We start from the raw sequence: 18,047 nt of genomic DNA on the forward strand, positions 1-18,047 counted from the left end.
TCAGCCGGCGAGGCGGTGTCTTCGGCCGTCCGATTCCGGCGTGGCCAAGCAGAGCGGCCCGGTCGAACTCCGGGCGGACAGCCTTCCAGCGTCTGACACGGCGAGGCATTCAGTCCGTGGTCGGGTCAGCCTCGCAGGTAGGTGTGGACTGCGGAGGCAATAGCGGTGCCAAGTGGGATGGGTACAGCATTGCCGATCTGCCGCGCGATGTCGGTCTTTGAGCCGCACCAACGGAAACCGAGCGGAAAACCTTGGATCCTAGCTGCCTCGTAGTGAGTGATGGGGCGAGCAGCAATGGGGTGCAGGTAACGACCCTTTTCGGGTTTGAAGAATTCGGTGCGAATAGTTACAGAGGGCTCACCCAGGCGAAGCCGGCCCATGACGTCACCCGTACCCGTGTTGTGATTGTCCCAGCTCTCGGTCGACAGATATTTGACGGGAGTTGACACGCCAGAAGGTCTGGAGGTTTCAAAGATCCGAATCTCTCCGTCGCGGTCTACCGTGTACCACTTGCCGCGCAAGTCTTTGCGGTTTCCGCCTTCAGGGATGGCTTTATAGCGGGCCATGGAGAGAGGCTCTGGGTTACGGCCGAAGTGAAGGTCGGTGGTGGTGAAAATTCCGGGGACGCGTGCCTCGACGTCGGGAATATATTCCTTGCCGTCCGGGAGTTCGGTGCCTCGCAGTGCGAGCCGTTCCGATTCGTCGAATACTTCGTCGACCGCCTGCCAGTATGAGTGCATCGCGTCAATTCCGTCGAGTGGTTGAGCCGGGGCGGTGCTGCCGCGCCTGATGCGACGGAAATGTGTCGTTGCGGGATACTTCATGATGCGCCCATTGGCAAGGTCCTTGCGGACGCCGATCACAATGGCGCGACGACGTGCTTGAACGGCACCATAGTCGGCCGCGTTGAGAAGATAGCGCTTATATTTCTTCTCTTCCGCCTCTCCCGGATCATGGCCCGGGGGATCGATCAGCCGATAGTCGGACAGTTGGCCACCCTCTTGTACTTCGCGGAGAAGGTTGAGGAATTCATCCGACTTGAGGAACCGATCGACATTCTCAATGACGAAAACTTTCGGACGGATTTTTCCGACGATGCGAACGTATTCCTCCCACAATCGATTACGTTCGGCTCCTTTCTTGTGGCGATTCAAGGCGGAAAATCCTTGGCATGGTGGCCCTCCGACCACTACGTCGGCATGGAGGGCCTCCTCTGTCGGCTTCCACTCCTCGATGTCCTCGAGGTGGACGCGGGCAGGAGGCAGCCCGCTCTCCGATTTGCTCCCGAAGTTCACCGCGTACGTGGCCGCCGCAGCGAGATCGTGCTCGACCGCTGCGACACTGCGGAAGACGGGTCCGCCGTCCTGCGCCCCCTCCGGACGAAACTCGTGAAAGCCCTGGGTGAAGCCGCCGCATCCACTGAAAAGATCAAGGACAGTGATGGGCTCGAGAGGGAGGGGGCGGGGCGTGCTCATGAGGGGATCTTAGCTGCGCAGGGCGGCCGAGATGGAGCGACCGATGGCAGTCGCCAGGGGCGGAGGCATCGCATGACCGATCTGACGGTATCTGGACGTCTTTCCGCCGGCGAACCTCCATTCCTCGGGGATCGCTTGGATCAACGCGGCCTGTTCGACTGTCAGCTTGGGCTGGTCGTCGGCCGGAAAGTCTGCTCCTGGGGGCTCGTCGCCAAGGCTGTTGCCATTCACACCCAGCGTGGCCCACGCGTTCTTGGTGCCAGTGGGACCGAGATCGGCGCCTCCGCGGCGATCGGAGCCGCCTACGAGAGCGGGGGCGATGCGGTCGGCGCCCTTTATCCAGCGTTCCGCGCCCGGCCACCCGTGCGCCGACATGGAGGGGCCGAGGACTTGGCCTACGGACGGTGGTGGCGCCTCGTGCGGCTCGGGCCAGGAGAAACGGGAGAAGTAGGGCTCCTGCAGGGCAACCAGGAAGCCACTGCTGCGATTCTGTGGTACTCCGAAGTCGGCGGCGTTGAGAACTCGCCAACTCCATTTGTAACCGGCATCCTTGAGCTCGGCCTCGATCCACGCGCGGTCGGACGCGAAGGCCGGGTTCTCGACCAGGTCCGGCACATTTTCCAAGAGCACTGCCTTGGGGACGATGACACGTACCAGTGCTACGGCGGCTCTGAGGACGCCACGCTCCTCCGTATCCTCTGCACGGCCGACGCTGGCAGGTGACTTCACTCGGGGGAGTCCACCACTGACCAGATCGACACCGGCAATATCGGGGCGCTCGCTGGGGCGGAAATCCTCGATGTCGATACAGACCACGTCCCACTCGGGCCTGTTCAGATCAATCGTGAAGCAGGCATCGGCTTTATTGTCCATGAGTAGGACGGGGTCGAATCCAGCTAGCTCCAGCCCGAGTGCCTGGGCTCCGGACCCGGCGCAGATTTCCACTGAGCGAAACCGAAGCGGTCCGGTCGTCCTCGCCGGAGTGGGCCCGGACACCGAGGTCTGCTCCGCAGGCGAATCCGAAGCCGACATCGCCCGCTGCGCATTGACGGACTCCGCGGCCACAGCGCGTAGTTCCTGATCCAGTGCCTGTTCCTCAATGCCGTCGAAGAGCACGAATGGGGCGAGCCGCAACAACCTCTTGAGGAAGTCGCGGAGCGTCGCACGCTCGTTCAGACCGGACAGATCCAGGTCTTTCCAGACGCGGAGAATGGCTCGCACCATGTGCGGACTGCCACCGAGTGCCGCTCGCCGAGCGTAGATCTGGTCGAAGGCAGCCTCACCGAGAATCTTGAGAGCGCCGTACGGATCAGTGGACTCGGAAGAACGGACAAGCTGGGCCCGCCACCACATGCGACCGAACACGTGCCGCGTCAGGTCAGTGCCGAGGACACGGTCTTTGGGCGGCTGGGGATAGCGCCAGAAGGCGACATCCGGGAGCAGTACGAGCGCGAGGAAGGCCCAGACGTCCCGTGAGGCGGCCTCGGCCGGCACCATTCCCATCTCGGAGTGCAGCAGAGCGGCGAGCCGAAGATCGAAGTCCGCATTGCGGGCGCGATCGGACTCGTCCGGGAAGCCTGCCTGTTTGGCGAGGTCGACGACTCCCACACGCAGCTCTTGAAGCTGCGCCGAGGAGATGCGGTCACCACCGGTGGCGACATATACCGCAGAGCCGTGGGCGCTAGCGACTCGACTCGTGAGGTCGGCGATCGAGAGGTGCCTGTACTCGTCGAAGAGCGGCCTTGCCTGCTCGGGCAGCAGTCTTGGATAGAGGAAGCTCATCAGGACACCTCGAAGATTTTGACCGCCGCCTGCAGATCCGAGGCGAACAGAGCCGGCGACTGCCGTTGGCGCAATCGGATGTCAGTGATCGATTGGCCGGGGAAGAGTTGATCGAACAGGCTCTGCATGGTGGCGCCCAACGAGCCCACGGGGAAGTCGGAGTCTTCGGCGAAGTCATCATGAGTCAGCGCGTGTTCGATCATGACCCTCGCCGCGTCCGCATAGACGGCAGAGAGCACAATTCGGTCTACAGGGCGTGGTTTGCCTGCATTCTCGAACGCCGTGGTAGTAACCGTGTTCTTCTCGTTGACGAGAAGGAGCAGAGAGCCCATCGTGGCGCCCTCCAGGCTTCCGCTGATCTGCAGGTGCCAGGCCGCATGGTCGGGGAAGGACGTCAGCGCAAAATCGATCACGGCCATGGGGAACTGTGGCGCGTCGCCCTGGAGGCGGAGGAACTTGCGGTCACTCCACAACACGGAGCCCGCTCGCCTTGGAGACGACGGCCGGACATCGTTCTGCCGCTCGGCCAGGACGAGTGCGGTGTCGAGCATGAGCAACCCGCCCAGGTCGGCGCCTGGGAGCCGAAACTCGAGTTCTACGGTGCGGGCACCACGATCGGTCAAGCGCACATGGCGAGCCGGTCCACTGAGGTTCGATCCGGTTGCCGTCCACACGGCCGCGAGTACGAGGGCTGTGTCCGTTGGCAGACCTGCTTGGGCACGTGCTCGGTCGAGGTCGACCCGGACGACCCTGCGGAGGTTCAGGTCCATCTGGTAGTCCCAGTCCGGTAGAGCCTCAGGCAGATCAATGTCGCCATCTGCTGTGACGAGCCGCCATGCCTCGGCGGTGACCACGTCCTCGGAGGGGACGCGATAAGGAAGAACACGTCGAGTCACGATGTCTTCACCCCCTCGACCTTGACCCCGATCTCGGTCATGGTGTCGGGAGCCGGCCTGACGAGAGCCCGCCAGACCGATTCACTGCCGTCGATTACGCAGGACTCGGATGTGTGCAGGTAGCCGGTGTCGTCCTCCCACCCGATCAGGACGGGCATGCTTGCTCCGATGGGCGGATCCGTCTCACGGCCTCCGGTGCCGGGAAGAGTGACGGCCAGATCGATTCGGACCTGCTGCGGTCCGGGAACGGGCAGCCGGAACTCCTGGACGAGTATGGATTCGTTGCCGCGATCGTCGTAATAAGGCTCGCCGACGTACTGCACTCGGGGGCGTTGGCGTGGTCCGGTATTGCTTGTTCCGGATGGGGCCGGGAACGAATTGGTGTTGCTGTCGTATTCGTCGAAGCCGGCCGTCTTGTCCTTGGTGGGGGGTGCGGGCGAGGGACGACCTACGGACGAACGGGGTGCCGCATCCCCAGCGTTGTCGGACTTCGAGGCACGCATGCTCGTGCTGCCGGGCTTCGCGTAAGACGTGGCTCCACCGATTCCCCATGCACCACCTACCAGGCCAGAGAAGAGTGAACTGGCCGCGCCCAGAGCGATGTTGCTCGCCCCGGCACGGGCGTTGCCGCCGAGAGAGAGCAGATTGCTCAGCTCATCCTGGATTCGCCGGAACGTGACCTGAACGAAGGTGCTCTCAGGCCGCAGAAGCGACTGGGGGTTCCAGGCATCGTGCGTGGGTGGTTCGGCCTTCGCATACGTTTCGTCCATGGCTTCGTCGGCCCGGAATACTCCCGCGTATCCCTGATTCACGCTTGGAGGTTTTGGACCGGCGTGGTACGTGACAACAAGCTCTGCCGGCCGCATCAGACACACGTGATGGACGACATCCTCGATATCGAGCAAGAGCGATGCCCGTGTCGGTTCCAGCGGTGGCATGATCCGCTTCACGAGTCCGAGTCGCCCTAGATACCGCTTGGGTTTCAGGCAATGCAATTCGCTGCCGTCCGGGCCCGTCATCGATTCGTAAGCGGCGACGAACAAATTGAGAGGACGTGTCTCCCGAGGGTCGGGCACGGAGTGCTCGACACCATCGCAGGTCACGGTGAACCTCATAGCGGCCTGCTTACCGTTGACGGAAATCATCTTCGGCCAGAGATGCCATGTGATGGTCTCTGCCAGGTAGCGGGCCGCCTCCGGTGCAGGGAGTTCGTCCAGGTCCGGATCGATGACTACGACCGTCGTACCGGTCTCTTCCGTACCGAAGGGTCTGAGCCCCAGACGCTGAGCTGTGGTTTCGGCCTCTCGACCCACCAAGGGTTCGACGACCTCACTCGATGTATTTCCCCACCAGTGCCGACCCGTGTAGCGACGACTCTCACCGGTTTCACCGGCCACGTAGCTCTTCCAAAGAGCGCAGCCGATGAGCCGGGTTTCGTAGCCTCCCTCTGCCGTGCGGCAGCGGGAGTGAACAAGGATGGATCCGGACTTTGACAGCAGATAGAAGATGCCCTTCCCGAAACCGTAAGTCCCACCGCCCAGGTCGGTGTCTCGTGGTTCGCCTATGTTGCGGATGAACGAGACGAAGTCCCGGTCGGCGCCCACGGCATCGTCTGCGCGAGTCGGTCCTCCAAGGCCTCGGGTACCGCGATCGGAGACGGCCAGGACCTGGACCGGGCCGCGCCTCAGAGTGTCGTACAGGGGGAAGGTCTCGGTGCCCGAGGGGGCGCCGTTGAGCAGAAGCTCTCTCCATGCACTCATGTGGGCCGGACCGACAGTCCACATGTCGATTCGGAAGTCCACTGGCGAAGGGGACTGTACGAGACGGGCGTCCCAGCTGTTTTGGGCGGACTCGCGCACCAGGATTGTGAGCAGGTCGAGTTCCGGACGACCGAGCTGGTTGCGGATTCCTTCGGCGGCGCTTGCGCCCTCGGGCGGATAGGGCTGCGAGAACCAGCGTGGCTCCGTCATGCGGACTCCTCGATCATTCTCTTGATCAAGTGGGCCACTTCCTCGGTCGGGAGCGAAGCAGGAGTCTCACCGGACAGATCTATGGAGTATTCGACGTCCAGTATCGAGACAGGTAGCCCGGCTTCTCCGAGTTCCCGGCTTGTCAGCCCGGGGAAGTCGGCGTCGACGCTGTACCACCGCTCCTCGCTGATGACGAAGCGCACGTCGTGATAGCGATCGGCGTCCGAAGGGTTGTACCCCGCCGCTGCGAGGAGGTCGAGCAAGGCTCGTTCGTCGTCGCAGAGCCGAAGTGTCTCTTCAATCAAGTCCACGAATCCGGCACCTGCCTCGTTGCCGGCTGTGCGTTGGAGACGGAACCATGCCAGACAGAGAGTTCCACCCTGCGGCGCCTCAAGCTGGTCAAGTCCGTGAATGCGTGGTCTTCTTCCCTCGCTTGCTGTGGTCGCCTTGACCTCGACGGCGGTCTTACCGGCCGTGAAGTCATGACGGTGCCCCTCGGGCCCACGCCAGAGGCGGTGCGCGCTGGAGTCTTCCTCGAGAAGTCGGCGGAGTACGAGCAACTCGCCGTACATCCCTGTCAGTTGATCGGGGCCCAGTAGTGTTCCCTGCGCTCGGAAGAGCGCCTTCCACCTGTCCAGAACGCGGTACATCGCCTTTACAGGATTTCCGGGAAGTTCCCGCGCTGTCCCCAACACATCCACACAAAGCTCGGTGAACAGATCATTGAGGTCTGTACGCAGACAGGCGAGATCGGCGTAAGTCTGGTAGGTCTCCTCGTCCTCGAGAGCCCGCTTGTCCAGACGGAGCACGGGTCCGTCGAGTCCGGGCCGAACCTTGCGGTGAGCATGAATCGGTACCAGCAGGTGGCGGTGTCCATGGTGGTCGACGGCCACCGCCAAGTCTCCACTGCTGCCGTTTGCGGGCAACTGTGTTATGCGCAGACTTCGTTCACCTTTGGTCTGCTCTGCAGCGAGTGCCGTCCAGCGATCCTCGACGAGCTTGCGAAGCGCATCCTTGTTCATGCGTCCTCGCTGTCGAGAAGGCTGTAGTCCTCGTCCTCGATCCGCACGTTGGACAAGTCGGCGGAGATGTAGTTCTCCACAGTGCTGTCCGTTTCCCGCGGTTCAGGGAAGACGAGGCCGACACCAATCACGTGCTCTTCCGCGTTCAGGGGCGCACGCAGCTTTTTCGACGGACTTGGTTCGGACACCTTGTCGATGGGATACAGGACGAGCAGGCCGGTGTGCGGAAGCCTGTCGCGGCGCATGTCCATGATGCCTTTTTCGGTCAACTTCCCGGTATCGCCGCTGAGATCAATCGCGGCATCACGACGGCTCATGAGTGTCTTGATGTCTGCGAAGTCCGGATCGGGATTGGTTACCGCGAGGCGAGCACGAGCATTGAGCCCAACGACCACCTTGGGGTCGAACTCGAAGTTCTCCCCCTTGCCGCGAGGGTTACCGACGATCGCGACATTCCATCGCTTGAGTGAGTCCGCTGCCGAGACTCGCTTCCGGATGTACCCAATGATCAAATCGGCGTCGTTCTCGGGCGACTTCTCGTGGAACTTGTACTGCTGCAGGAATGAGATCACCACGTCGTGCGGCACGTCACGGAAAACGTATCGGCCGTCGGTTGAGCGATCCTCCACCCTGACGGCATTCGTAAGGGAGGCAGTCACTAGGGCGCGTGCAGCGTCGGCGTTGCCGCGCAGCCAATCTGCGTTGGTGTGGAAGTAGTGTGTCTGGACCCGCTTGCCGCCGTATGAGGCGGCCGCTCGCACGGCACCGCGCATCTTGGCTGCTGCAGTCACCCGCAGCGCGGGGTGGGTTCGCAGGCGCACGGCGAAGGTGAGAGGTGTCTCGTCCTCGGTCATGTAGATGTCGATGTCACGCCGCATCTCGGTCTCGACCGTGGCCAGATGACGGAACCACTCGGCCAACTCGTCGGTCATCCAGATACGGGGCAGATCGGCGTAGCCACCTCGAAAACCGAACCAGCGGCCCATCTGGAGCAATGTGTCGTAGGCAGAAACGGCGCGGACGAAGTAGCTGACCGACAGCCCTTCGAGCGTCAAGCCACGGGAAAGTGTATTGCCGCCCACGGCGATTGCCACGACTGGACCGTTCTCGTAGTCGAGGCGATCCTCGCTACTGGAGTTGTCCATGATGACGCGGCAACTGTCGACGACTCCTCGCAGCTCGGGTACCAGGTCGTCGAAGGGCACCTTCGTCTCTCCGAATTCCTCGGCCGGGACTCGGGAGGTCTCGTGTTCCCAGAGGTCACGGAGGCCGGCCATGAACCCGGGATCCGGCAACGATCGTGCCGCCCGATCGCGCAGGTGCTCCAAAGGCCTCTTGAAACTGTTGTGCACCGACGTGTTGACGCTTGTGTGGATCAGCATCGTGCTGTGCGGGTTGCCTGTGCCACGTACACGCCTCGCGGCGGTGACCAACCAGAAGTACTCGATTGCTCGACTCAGGGTGTCGGTGATGAAGGGCTCGAAGCCTTCTACGTCAGCCTTCGTGGTTGGGCGCACGAGTGGTACGTCCTCCTCGGGAACCGACCTGATCATGTCGTGGCCATCGTCCACCTGTTCAGGGTCTTCGCCGTCGAGCGCGTAGCGCCCGAACAAGACCTCGGTACCGAAGTGGCCTTGTGGCTTCGGCAGATTGACCACGAAGTGCTCCGGGTACAGGTCCTTCGCGCTTGGGTCGATCAGCAGGTTCGCGAACGGCGAAGCCGTGTACCCGACATATGCGCACCTCGGGAGAGAACCCATGATGTCCAGGATCAGCGGGTTGATGGACTTTGTCGCCACTGTGGCCTGGTCGGCCTCGTCGTCGATGATCAGTGCGGGACAGTCCTCGAGGTAATCGGACGCCTTCTCAAGCCAGCGGGCGAGTTTGCGCAGCACCGTCGCGTTCTTCTTCACCACACACAGTACTCGCGTCTTGTTGCTCTTCCCGAAGTACGAAGCCGGGTTCTCCTGCGGGGTGAAGTCCTTGTCGAGACCAGTGAGTTGGGACCACATGGAGGGATTGGGCTCAATGAGTTGCTGTACCAGACGGGCCTGAGTCTGGCGACGTAGGCCGTTGTGGATGCCGGCGAGGACGATGAACAACTTGTATCCGCGGTCCGCGGCCTTGGCCATGACCGACGTGAAGTTGGTCGTCTTGCCGGACTGTACGTAGCCGACCACAAGGCCTCGAGTGGAGAATGCTTTTTCTTTCGGATGATTCAGCAGCGAGACGACGCGAGTGGAGGAGTCGTCCAGACTGCTGATCGCAGGGTCCTGAGGCCATCCGTCCTTGCGAAGCAGGTCGACAACCGCCGGCCAGCACTTGTCCTTGGCCTGAGGGCCTGTGTACCAGGTGTCGCGGCCGTCCGTAACCACCGCGTGTGGTTCGTCCATCTCCCTGATGCGTATGGTCTGCTGCTCGTGACGCTCTCGGATCCGTTCGACGATGTCCTGACTGACACCGAGCTGTTCCAAGCGCTTGACTGCTTCCGAGGGGGGAAACCCTTCCAGCAGCGCCTTGAACGTTTCGTACATACCGTCGAATTCGTCGGACATGAGGGTCGCCCGTTCCCCGTTCCACTCACGCGGCCAGCCGACTCACCGGGCCTGCCCGACTCCGTGGATGGCTCCGTGAACGGCACAGGTACCTGGGCGAGCGCTGGCACGCCACTGCCATATGACGTCTCCACACTATTCGGTGAGATAGGCGTAGATGTAGGGAACCAATACAACGATCAATCATCACCTCAAGGGTGCACAGATCGGTGATGGACTGCGTGCCTCGGCCGATGCGGCCCAGGCGCGCGAAGTCAGCAGGATCGGGCGTCGGCGGTGGCCTTCAGGTCTGCCTGGGGAGCGATCGCCGCCGTGCGACGGTGTCCGCGATTTGCTGAGCCACCTCTACAGGGGACTCGTGCTCCCAGAACCTCAGGACGGTCCAGCCGGCATCACGTAGGTGGTCCGTTGTCTCACGATCACGTGTCATGTTCTTGTCGAGCTTGGTGCGCCACCACTCCGCGTTGGCCTTCGGCTGCGTTGCGTGCTGGGGGCAGCCGTGCCAGAAGCAACCATCCATGAAGACGGCGATCTTGAGCTTGCCGAAGACGATGTCGATCGTGCGGCGCGGGGCTCCTGGCACTGGCACGTTCACCCGATAGCGGAGGCCTTCAGCATGTAGGAGCCGTCGGACCGCGACCTCGGGTGCTGTGTCGCGTGAACCTTGTCGGCTCATGCGGGCCGAGACGGACGGGGAGGACGGGACGGCATCTGGCACGTGAGCATTCTGCCGGCGTCTCCAACGTGTGGCCGCGCCTGCGTCGATCCGGGAAGAATGCGTAGGCACGAAGATGCCTCCGCTCACTACGGCGTTGGCGGTCGTCCCGTCGCCGGGAACCGCTTGTCGTCGCAACGCAAGATGACTTGGCGGGGTGGGTGGTGGTGCGGGATGCGGGGAAAACGCAGCCGTTTGCGGCGGTGGGCAGGTGGCCCCCGTTGGGAGTCACCCCAGGGCCACCCGCTTCTTGGCAGTGTCGTGCTTCCGCAGCCCGCCTCAAGGGCGAGGTGCGTCGCCTTCGGCGATGGCCCTCCGGGCCACCCTTGACCCAGGCCGCTCCAGCACGGGTGAGAAGCGAGCGGGCGGCCCGGGAAAAGTGGGCGTCAGGGGCGGATGGGCAGACGCGGGTCATGGATTCGGCCGAGATCGGAGGCGCGTCTGCCTGTGGGGGCACGCCGGGTTCGCTCAGCGGCTTGCGGCGGCGCTTCGGCGTGTGGGTGTCGTAGCCGTGCTACGCCCCGTGGCACCCCTCATAGACCCGCCCCGACCCGCACCAGCACTCCGCCCCCCGCTGCGGCGGCCACTCCACGGCCCGCCCCCGCGCGGCCAGCGTCGTCGCGTACTGCGGGAGCAGGTCCGTGTCGGAGGGGGACGTGGCCTCCGAGGCCGCGAAGGCCTCGTACGACGGGACCGTGCCCGTGACGATGCCGAGGTTCGGTGTGCCGCTGGCCGCCAGTTCGCGCAGCGAGGCCTCTATGGTCGCGAGGTGGGCCTCGTGGGAGGGGTATTCGTCGGCCAGCTCGGGATAGGCGCCCACCAGCTCCCTCAGCTCACTCTCCGGCCAGTGCAGGACCGCCACCGGGAAGGGGCGGGACAGGGCCTCCCGGTAGGTGCCGAGCTCCGCGCGCAGGCGGGAGATCTCCGCCTGGAGTTCCGCCGGGTTGTCCGAGCCCAGGGACCACACCCGCTTGGGGTCGTGCAGTTCGTCCAGGGGCACCGGTGAGGAGGAGAGGGTGTCGGCCAGGACGTCCCAGTCGTCGTGGGCCACGCCCAGCATGCGGCGTACCCGGTGGCGGCCGAACAGCAGCGGGTGCGTCGAGTACGGGGGCTCCGCCACGTCCGTCAGCAGCAGGCGGGCGCCCTCCGTGAACGTCTCGTGGGCCGCCTCCAGCTCGTCGTGCGCCTCCAGGGACTCCGCCACGATCACCCAGGGCGCCGGGTCGCGGGGTGCTGCCACACGGATGCCGGTGATGATGGCCCTGGCCTCGGCCTCGTGGCCGTACTCCCAGAGGTTGGAGGCCTTCAGGGCCCGCACCAGATAGGGGTTCTCCAGGCCGTCCGCGGAGGAGAGCAGACGGTCGTAGAGGGTCGTCGCGGCGGGGCGGTCGCCGGAGAGTTCCCGGTGGGCCGCGGCCTGGAGGAGCAGGGCCTCGGCGTCCTCGGGATACAGGCCGGCGGTTCGCTCCAGGCGGGCCGCTTCGGCGGTGTGTTCGACGTTCTCGGCAGGCGTGTCGGGGCGCATGAGGGAAACCGTACTGCCCATCGGTGCCGATGAAGAGGTCTCTGCTGGTCAAGGGACGCCTCAGCGGCGAGGTGCGGGGGCGCGACGGATCACGACGCCTCAGCGGCGAGGTGCGGGGGCGCGACGGATCACGACGCCTCAGCGGCGGGCCACCGGCTCGCGTGCCGCCCAGGCCATCGTCAGCAGGCCGGCCAGGACGATGCCCGCGCCCACGTACAGAGGTGCCGTGTAGCCCAGGCCCGCGCTGATCGCCGCGCCGCCCAGCCATGCGCCCAGCGCGTTGCCGACGTTCGACGCCGAGACGTTGGCGCCGGCCGCGAGCGGGACTCCGTGGGCGGCGTCCGTGACGCGGGTGATCAGGCCCGGGACGGGGGCGAAGCCGGACACGCCCAGCAGGAAGGTGAGGAGTACGGCCGCCATGGGGTTGCCGGCCAGCAGACCCAGCGCCAGGAGGGTCGCCGTGAGCGCGGCCAGGGACACCAGCAGGGCGCGGTCGCGGTTCCGGTCCGCCGCCCGGCCGCCCGCGATGTTGCCCACGACCAGTCCGCTGCCGTAGACCACCAGGAGCCAGGCCACGTCCGTGTCCGAGAAGCCGGTGACCTCGGTGAAGGTGTACGCGATGTAGCTGAAGGCGCCGAACATCCCGCCGTAGCCGAGAGCCGTGGCGGTCAGGGTCAGCCATACCTGGCGAGAGAGCAGGGATCGTAGCTGGGCCGGTAGCGCGATGGGCTCGTCCTCGCCCGGGGCCGGTCTGCCCGCCCATCCCGGTACCAGTACCGCGATCGCCGTCGCCGCCACGACCCCGACCCCCGTGATCGCCCAGAACGTCGCCCGCCAGCCCCAGCGGTCGCCGATCAGGGCGCCGAAGGGGACGCCCAGTACGTTCGCCACCGTCAGGCCCGCGAACATCACCGCCACCGCCCTCGACGCCCGCTCGGCTGCGACCATGCGGCGCGCCACGAGGGAGCCGAGGCCGAAGAAGGTGCCGTGGCAGAGGGCGGCGACCACGCGGCCCAGAAGCATCACCGGGTAGTCGGGCGCGAGTGCCGAGAGCAGGTTTCCGACGACGAACAGGACTACGAGGCCGGTCAGGACCGGTTTGCGCGGCAGCCTCGCCGTCGCGGCCGTCACCGCGATCGCGCCGACCGCGACGGTCAGGGCGTATCCGGAGATCAGCCGGCCCGCCGCGGCCTCGGAGACGTCGAAGTCGCGGGCCACCTGTGGCAGCAGCCCGGCGATCACGAACTCGGTCAGGCCGATGCCGAAACCGCCGAGGGCCAGCGCGACCAGCCCGGCCGGCGGCCGGGTGGGCGGCGCTCCGGTCGCCGGTGTTGTCCGGGGGCCGGTCTCCATCGGTGACCGGGGGCCGGTCTCCATCGGTCTCGGGGGGCCGGTCTCCATCGGTGTCCGAGGGCCGGTCCCCATCGGTGTCCGAGGACCGGTCCCCATCGGTGTCCGAGGACCGGTCCCCATCGGTGTCCGAGGACCGGTCCCCGCCCGCGCGTCGGAGGCTTCCCGCGTCAGATCGTCACTCCGTCGATCTGCAGCGTCTGCACCGCCTTGCCCGCCACCGACACGGCCACGGACTTCCCGTTCAGGTAGGTGTCCGAGTACGACCTGTACAGGTCGCCGCCCGTGGTCACCGTGTTCCAGCGCGGCACCAGGCCGCCCGAACCGCCGGTCACCGTCGTGAACCTGGAGAGGTCGAAGGTGAACGTCTGCGCGGATGTGGAGGTGTTGAGAGCCACGATCACCAGGCGCCTGGCCGAGGAGTCGTAGGCGGCCACCGCGTTGCTCACGCCCGTGTCGAGGATCTTCATGCCGGGGCGGATGTGGCGGCTGAACTGGGCCATCGTGTAGTACTTCGTCTGCACCGCGCCCGCCTGCAGGGTGCTCGCGTCGTACGCGATCATCGCCCAGTTGGTGGAGGGGTCCATGACCTGCCAGTAGACCCAGGCGGTCGGGTGCAGCCAGCGGAAGTCGTACAGGAGGTTGAAGGCGAGGGTGTACCCGGTGCCGTCGTTGTCGCCGGTCTCGGAGTTCCAGAGGGCCTTGCCCGCCGTCGTCACCACATCCGTGTAGAGCAGGTCTCTACGGCCGCCCGAGCCCTGGTAGCCATGGACATTGACCCGGTTGACGTACCCCTTCGTCGTGGAGGAGAAGGAGTTCCAGGTGGTGCGGGCCAGGTCGTAGCTCGTCTCGTCGGACGCGGAGATCTTGGTGCCCGTCAGGCCCCGCTTGTCCAACTCGCTGCGCAGGTACGGCAGTACGGCCGACTGGACCGTCGCGTCCATGTGGCAACCCTCCTGGGTGCCGGTGGCCGTCCACCACGACGAGGAGGGCTCGTTGAAGGCCTCGACCGTCGCGAAGTTCACGCCCCAGTTGTTCTTGGCGTAGAGGGCCACCGCGGCGAGGTGGGAGGCGTGCTGGCGGTAGTTCCAGGACTGGAGGTTGTTGCCGCCGTCGGAGGCGCCGGAGGGGTTGTGGTTCAGACACATCCACCACATGGGGGAGTTGGCGAAGAGTTCGGTGGTCGCGCCGCGCGCCACCGCCTTCGTCAGCATCGCGCGCTGGGTGGCGTCCGCCGTCCACTTCCAGGCCGAGGAGGTGGGGTCCTCGTTGTTCCAGTCCTGCCAGTAGCCCTCGATCTGCTTGAAGGAGGGGATGTTGGCGGAGGCGACCATGCTCGCGCCGCTCACGGTGTTCCAGCTGCACCCGCCCAGGTTGTAACGGGCGATGTTGAGGCCGAGGCCGGGGAGCGAAGTGCCGTTGTACGTCGTCGACTTGGTGGTGAAGAAGATGTCGGCGAAGTCGTCCCGTCCGCCGAAGACGTTGGCCCACCAGGCCAGGGAGGTGCCCCAGCCCTCCCAGGTGCCGTAGGAGGTGCCGGGGGAGACGGCGATCGTCGCGTCGGCGCGTGCGGTGCCGGTGGCGAGGGCGCTGCCCAGGACGGCGCCGCCGGCCGCTGTCAGCAGGGTTCTGCGTCGGATCATGGCTTCTGCTCCGCTTCGTTCGACGGGTTGTTCGGGCCGGTCCCTGAGCCGGCGCGCGACCCGGCGGGGTGGCGTGTCCCGTGCATGCCACGACGAAGCATCGGGTGTGCCGCGTGAGGTTGTCGAGGGTTGCGACAGCACTTTCTAAAACCTGTGTACGAAGTCTCGAACGGCGCCTGGTGGTGGTGAGTTCGAGGCCCTGCGCTTATCGTGCGGGCGGCCCGGTGCCGGGCCGGGAGGCGAGGCGTGCGGATGCGGGTTCCCGTCGTGCAGCACAGCGGCCTGCGGCGGTCGCTCCGGCGGCGCCGTGCGCTGTGGACCGGTGGCGAGGTCCTCGTCACCGCGGGCCTGGTGCTCCTGCTGCTCGTCGTCCACCAGCTGTGGTGGACCAACCGGGAGGCCAGGCGCGGCGCCGAGCACAAGGTGCAGGCGCTGGAGCGGGAGTGGGGCGCCGGTGGCGGTGACCAGGGCGGCTCCGGTGGCGGTGACCGCGGGGGCTCCGGTACGTCCGCCTCGACACCGCCGGCCCGGGAGGCGGGCGGCGCCCGGGGCCGCGGGCAGGCCGGCGCCGCCGGGCCGTCACGCCCCGTCCGGTCCCAGGCCTACGCCGTCCTCGTCATCCCCCGCCTCGGGCTGCGCGTCCCGGTCGCCGAGGGCGTCAGCAAGCAGAACGTCCTGAACAAGGGGTACGTCGGTCACTACATCGGCACCCAACAGCCCGGCCAGGCAGGCAACTTCGCGGTCGCGGGGCACCGCAACACCCACGGCGAGCCCTTCCGGTACATCAACCGGCTGCGGCCCAGGGACGTGGTGGAGGTGGAGACGAGCGGCGCGACCTACACGTACGCCGTCGACCGGACGCTGCCGCGGACCTCGGCCCGTGACTCGGGGGTCGTGCGGGCGATTCCGCGCTCCCTCGTCCGGCCGGGATACGGGTACAGCGAGCCCGGCTACTACATCACCCTGACGACCTGCACACCGGAGTTCACCTCCCGCTACCGCCTGGTGGTGTGGGGCAGGCTCGTCTCCATGCGCCCGCGCTGAGGACAAACCTCCACAGCCCCGGAGGCCCGGACCGGTCACCCTCGCCCCGCCTCACGCCCGCTCGCGCAGCGCCACCACGCCCACCGCCGCCACCAGTGCCAGTACCGCCGACACCGTCATCGCGATGTCGGCGCCGTGGCCCGGGCCGCCGCCCGACGACGTGACGATCGCGATGGTCAGGGCGACGCCGGCGCAGGAGCCGATGTAGCGGAAGGTCTGCTGGGCGCCGGACCCCATGGCGGCGCGGGCCGTCGGCACCGACTCCACCGCCAGCAGGGGCAGGGCGGCGTTCAGCAGGCCGCTGCCGATGCCGCCCACGATCAGACCGGGCAGCAGGCGGTGCCAGGAGCCCGAGCCGATGGCGCCCAGCATGGTCAGGACACCGGCCGCGTGCAGGGCGAAGCCGACCGCCAGCTGCCAGCGGGTGGGGACCCGGCCCGCCAGGCGCTTGGCCTGCAGGGCCACGGCGAAGGACAGCCCCGACCAGAGCAGGAGCAGCCAGGCGGTGTCCATCGCGGACAGCCCGAGCACCTGCTGGAGCAGCGCAGGCACGAAGCTGAACAGGCCGATCACGGCAAGGCCCGTGAACAGCCCGCTCACCGAGGAGGCCAGGAAGCGGGGGTGGCGGAGCAGGGAGAGGTCGATCATGGGGGTCGTCGTACGGCGCTCCAGCCACGCGAAGACGCCCACCAGGACGACGGCCGCCAGCAACAGCGCGCCCACCTGCGGGCGCAGCCAGCCGTCCCGGCCCAGCGTGAGGGCGGCGACCAGGGAGACCAGCGCCAGCCCGAAGGTCAGGGCACCGGTGATGTCCGGTCGTCCGCCCCTCGGGGAGCGCGACTCCGACAGGGGGCGCACGCTCGCCGCGGCCACCGCCAGGGTCGCCGCGCCCAGTACGCCGTACGCCACCCGCCAGTCGGGCAGCGCGCCCGCCACCAGCGGGCCGACCGCGATCCCGCCGCTGACGAAGGCCCCCCAGACGCCGGTCGCGTGCAGTCGGCCGCGCGGGCTGGGGAAGGCGTGCACCAGCAGGCCCAGGCTGCTCGCCAGGATCGCCGCGCTCGCCGCGCCCTGGGCGACGCGGGCCAGCGTGAACTGCCAGGTGGAGGAGGCCAGAGCGCCGAGGACCGTGGTCAGGCCGAGGGTGAGGGTGCCGAGCAGGAAGATCCTGCGCCGGCCGTAGTCGTCGGCGAGGCTGCCGGCCACCAGCAGGAGGGCGGCCAGGCCCAGCGGGGTGCCGTTGAGGAGCCAGGCCTGGGCGGAGAGCGAGGTGTGCAGGGCGGCCGCGGTGTCGGGGAGCGTGACCATCGGCGCGGTGTACGTCATGAGGGTCACGGCCGTCGCCGCGCTGGTCAGCGCGAGTGTGGCGCGTGGGTGCGGGGGCGCCTCCGCGGAGGCCGCCGGTGTCTGCGCGCGCTGCCCGGGGGGCGCGTCGGTCGGTGGGAGAGTTCGTTCATTGAACCTAGCCATGTCGTGCACCGTAACACTGAAGGTTCGTCCATTGAACCTATGGGGCCCAAATGGTTACAGTGGGCGCCATGGCACTGGGCAAGGACTACGCGACACAGGAGTGCTCCATCGCTCGCGCGCTGGAGATCGTCGGCGAGCGCTGGACGCTGCTCGTCGTCCGCGACGCGCTGTACGGCGTCCGGCGCTACAACGACTTCCTCGTCCACCTCGGCATCCCGCGCGCGGTCCTCGCCACCCGGCTGCAGACGCTGACGGCGGAGGGAATCCTGGACAAGCGCCGCTACCAGGAGTCCCCGCCGCGCGACGAGTACGTCATCACCGAGCGCGGTATCGCCCTGTGGCCGACGCTGCGCTCCCTCGGCCGCTGGGGCCGCGAGCAGTTCGCCGAGGAACAGCTGCGCTACTTCCGGCACGCCGACTGCGGCACCGAACTCGGCACGTACGGCGAATGCCCCGCCTGCGCAACCGTCGTACCGGTCGCGGACGTCATCATGGAACCGGGGCCCGGACTGAGCCGGGACCCGGCGGATCCGGTGAGCCGGGCGCTGCTCGAACCGAAGAGGCTCCTGGAGCCCATCGAGACCGGTCAGGTATAACCGA

13 protein-coding genes are annotated in these 18,047 nt (G+C 66.5%); 2 read left to right on the plus strand and 11 right to left on the minus strand.

Annotation, left to right across the window (positions count from 1 at the left end; all coding sequences use genetic code 11):
• Positions 1-125 precede the first annotated feature (125 nt).
• The 10 genes from ACQF4J_RS28030 to ACQF4J_RS28075 form a co-directional block, all read right to left on the minus strand.
• On the minus strand, positions 126-1,475 hold the full coding sequence (locus ACQF4J_RS28030) for a DNA cytosine methyltransferase (protein WP_427167071.1): 1,350 nt from the start codon (positions 1,473-1,475) through the stop codon (positions 126-128).
• Positions 1,476-1,484: 9 nt separating this feature from the next.
• Positions 1,485-3,257, minus strand: a complete 1,773-nt coding sequence (locus ACQF4J_RS28035) for a DUF6339 family protein (RefSeq protein WP_427167073.1) — start codon at positions 3,255-3,257, stop codon at positions 1,485-1,487.
• Positions 3,257-4,153 carry a hypothetical protein gene (locus tag ACQF4J_RS28040; RefSeq protein WP_427167074.1) on the minus strand — a complete coding sequence of 299 codons (897 nt, stop codon included), beginning with the start codon at positions 4,151-4,153 and terminating at the stop codon, positions 3,257-3,259. The genes ACQF4J_RS28035 and ACQF4J_RS28040 overlap by 1 nt, the downstream gene beginning before the upstream one ends.
• Complete coding sequence (locus ACQF4J_RS28045; RefSeq protein ID WP_427167075.1) at positions 4,150-6,123, minus strand: hypothetical protein; 1,974 nt, start codon at positions 6,121-6,123, stop codon at positions 4,150-4,152. Before ACQF4J_RS28045 ends, ACQF4J_RS28040 begins: the two co-directional genes overlap by 4 nt.
• Positions 6,120-7,145: a PD-(D/E)XK motif protein gene (locus ACQF4J_RS28050; protein ID WP_427167077.1), complete on the minus strand. Its 1,026-nt coding sequence runs from the start codon at positions 7,143-7,145 to the stop codon at positions 6,120-6,122. Before ACQF4J_RS28050 ends, ACQF4J_RS28045 begins: the two co-directional genes overlap by 4 nt.
• Positions 7,142-9,700, minus strand: coding sequence for a Z1 domain-containing protein (locus tag ACQF4J_RS28055; protein WP_427167078.1), 2,559 nt, complete (start codon positions 9,698-9,700; stop codon positions 7,142-7,144). Before ACQF4J_RS28055 ends, ACQF4J_RS28050 begins: the two co-directional genes overlap by 4 nt.
• A 283-nt stretch (positions 9,701-9,983) precedes the next feature.
• Entirely contained in the window at positions 9,984-10,376 is a 393-nt protein-coding gene (locus ACQF4J_RS28060) for a very short patch repair endonuclease (RefSeq protein WP_427168626.1), read from the minus strand.
• Between the two features lie 553 nt (positions 10,377-10,929).
• Complete coding sequence (locus ACQF4J_RS28065; RefSeq protein WP_351574771.1) at positions 10,930-11,940, minus strand: SEC-C domain-containing protein; 1,011 nt, start codon at positions 11,938-11,940, stop codon at positions 10,930-10,932.
• A gap of 138 nt (positions 11,941-12,078) precedes the next feature.
• Positions 12,079-13,293, minus strand: coding sequence for an MFS transporter (locus ACQF4J_RS28070; protein WP_427167079.1), 1,215 nt, complete (start codon positions 13,291-13,293; stop codon positions 12,079-12,081).
• Positions 13,294-13,460: 167 nt separating this feature from the next.
• A complete protein-coding gene (locus ACQF4J_RS28075; protein WP_427167080.1) occupies positions 13,461-14,933 on the minus strand; it encodes a beta-1,6-galactanase in 1,473 nt (490 codons plus the stop codon).
• Positions 14,934-15,185: 252 nt separating this feature from the next.
• On the opposite strand from ACQF4J_RS28075, the gene ACQF4J_RS28080 reads away from it, so the two are divergent.
• Entirely contained in the window at positions 15,186-15,977 is a 792-nt protein-coding gene (locus tag ACQF4J_RS28080; protein ID WP_351574779.1) for a class E sortase, read from the plus strand.
• 51 nt (positions 15,978-16,028) lie between these two features.
• Here ACQF4J_RS28080 and ACQF4J_RS28085 read toward each other — a convergent pair whose 3' ends face one another.
• Complete coding sequence (locus tag ACQF4J_RS28085; protein ID WP_427167081.1) at positions 16,029-17,447, minus strand: MFS transporter; 1,419 nt, start codon at positions 17,445-17,447, stop codon at positions 16,029-16,031.
• A 68-nt stretch (positions 17,448-17,515) separates the two neighbouring features.
• Here ACQF4J_RS28085 and ACQF4J_RS28090 point away from each other — a divergent pair, with 68 nt between their 5' ends.
• The gene (locus ACQF4J_RS28090; RefSeq protein ID WP_351574785.1) at positions 17,516-18,043 is read left to right on the plus strand and encodes a winged helix-turn-helix transcriptional regulator; all 528 of its coding nucleotides are present in this window, start codon (positions 17,516-17,518) and stop codon (positions 18,041-18,043) included.
• Positions 18,044-18,047 lie beyond the last annotated feature (4 nt).

It is taken from the genome of Streptomyces sp. C1-1 (genome assembly GCF_050214755.1).
Taxonomy (GTDB): domain Bacteria; phylum Actinomycetota; class Actinomycetes; order Streptomycetales; family Streptomycetaceae; genus Streptomyces.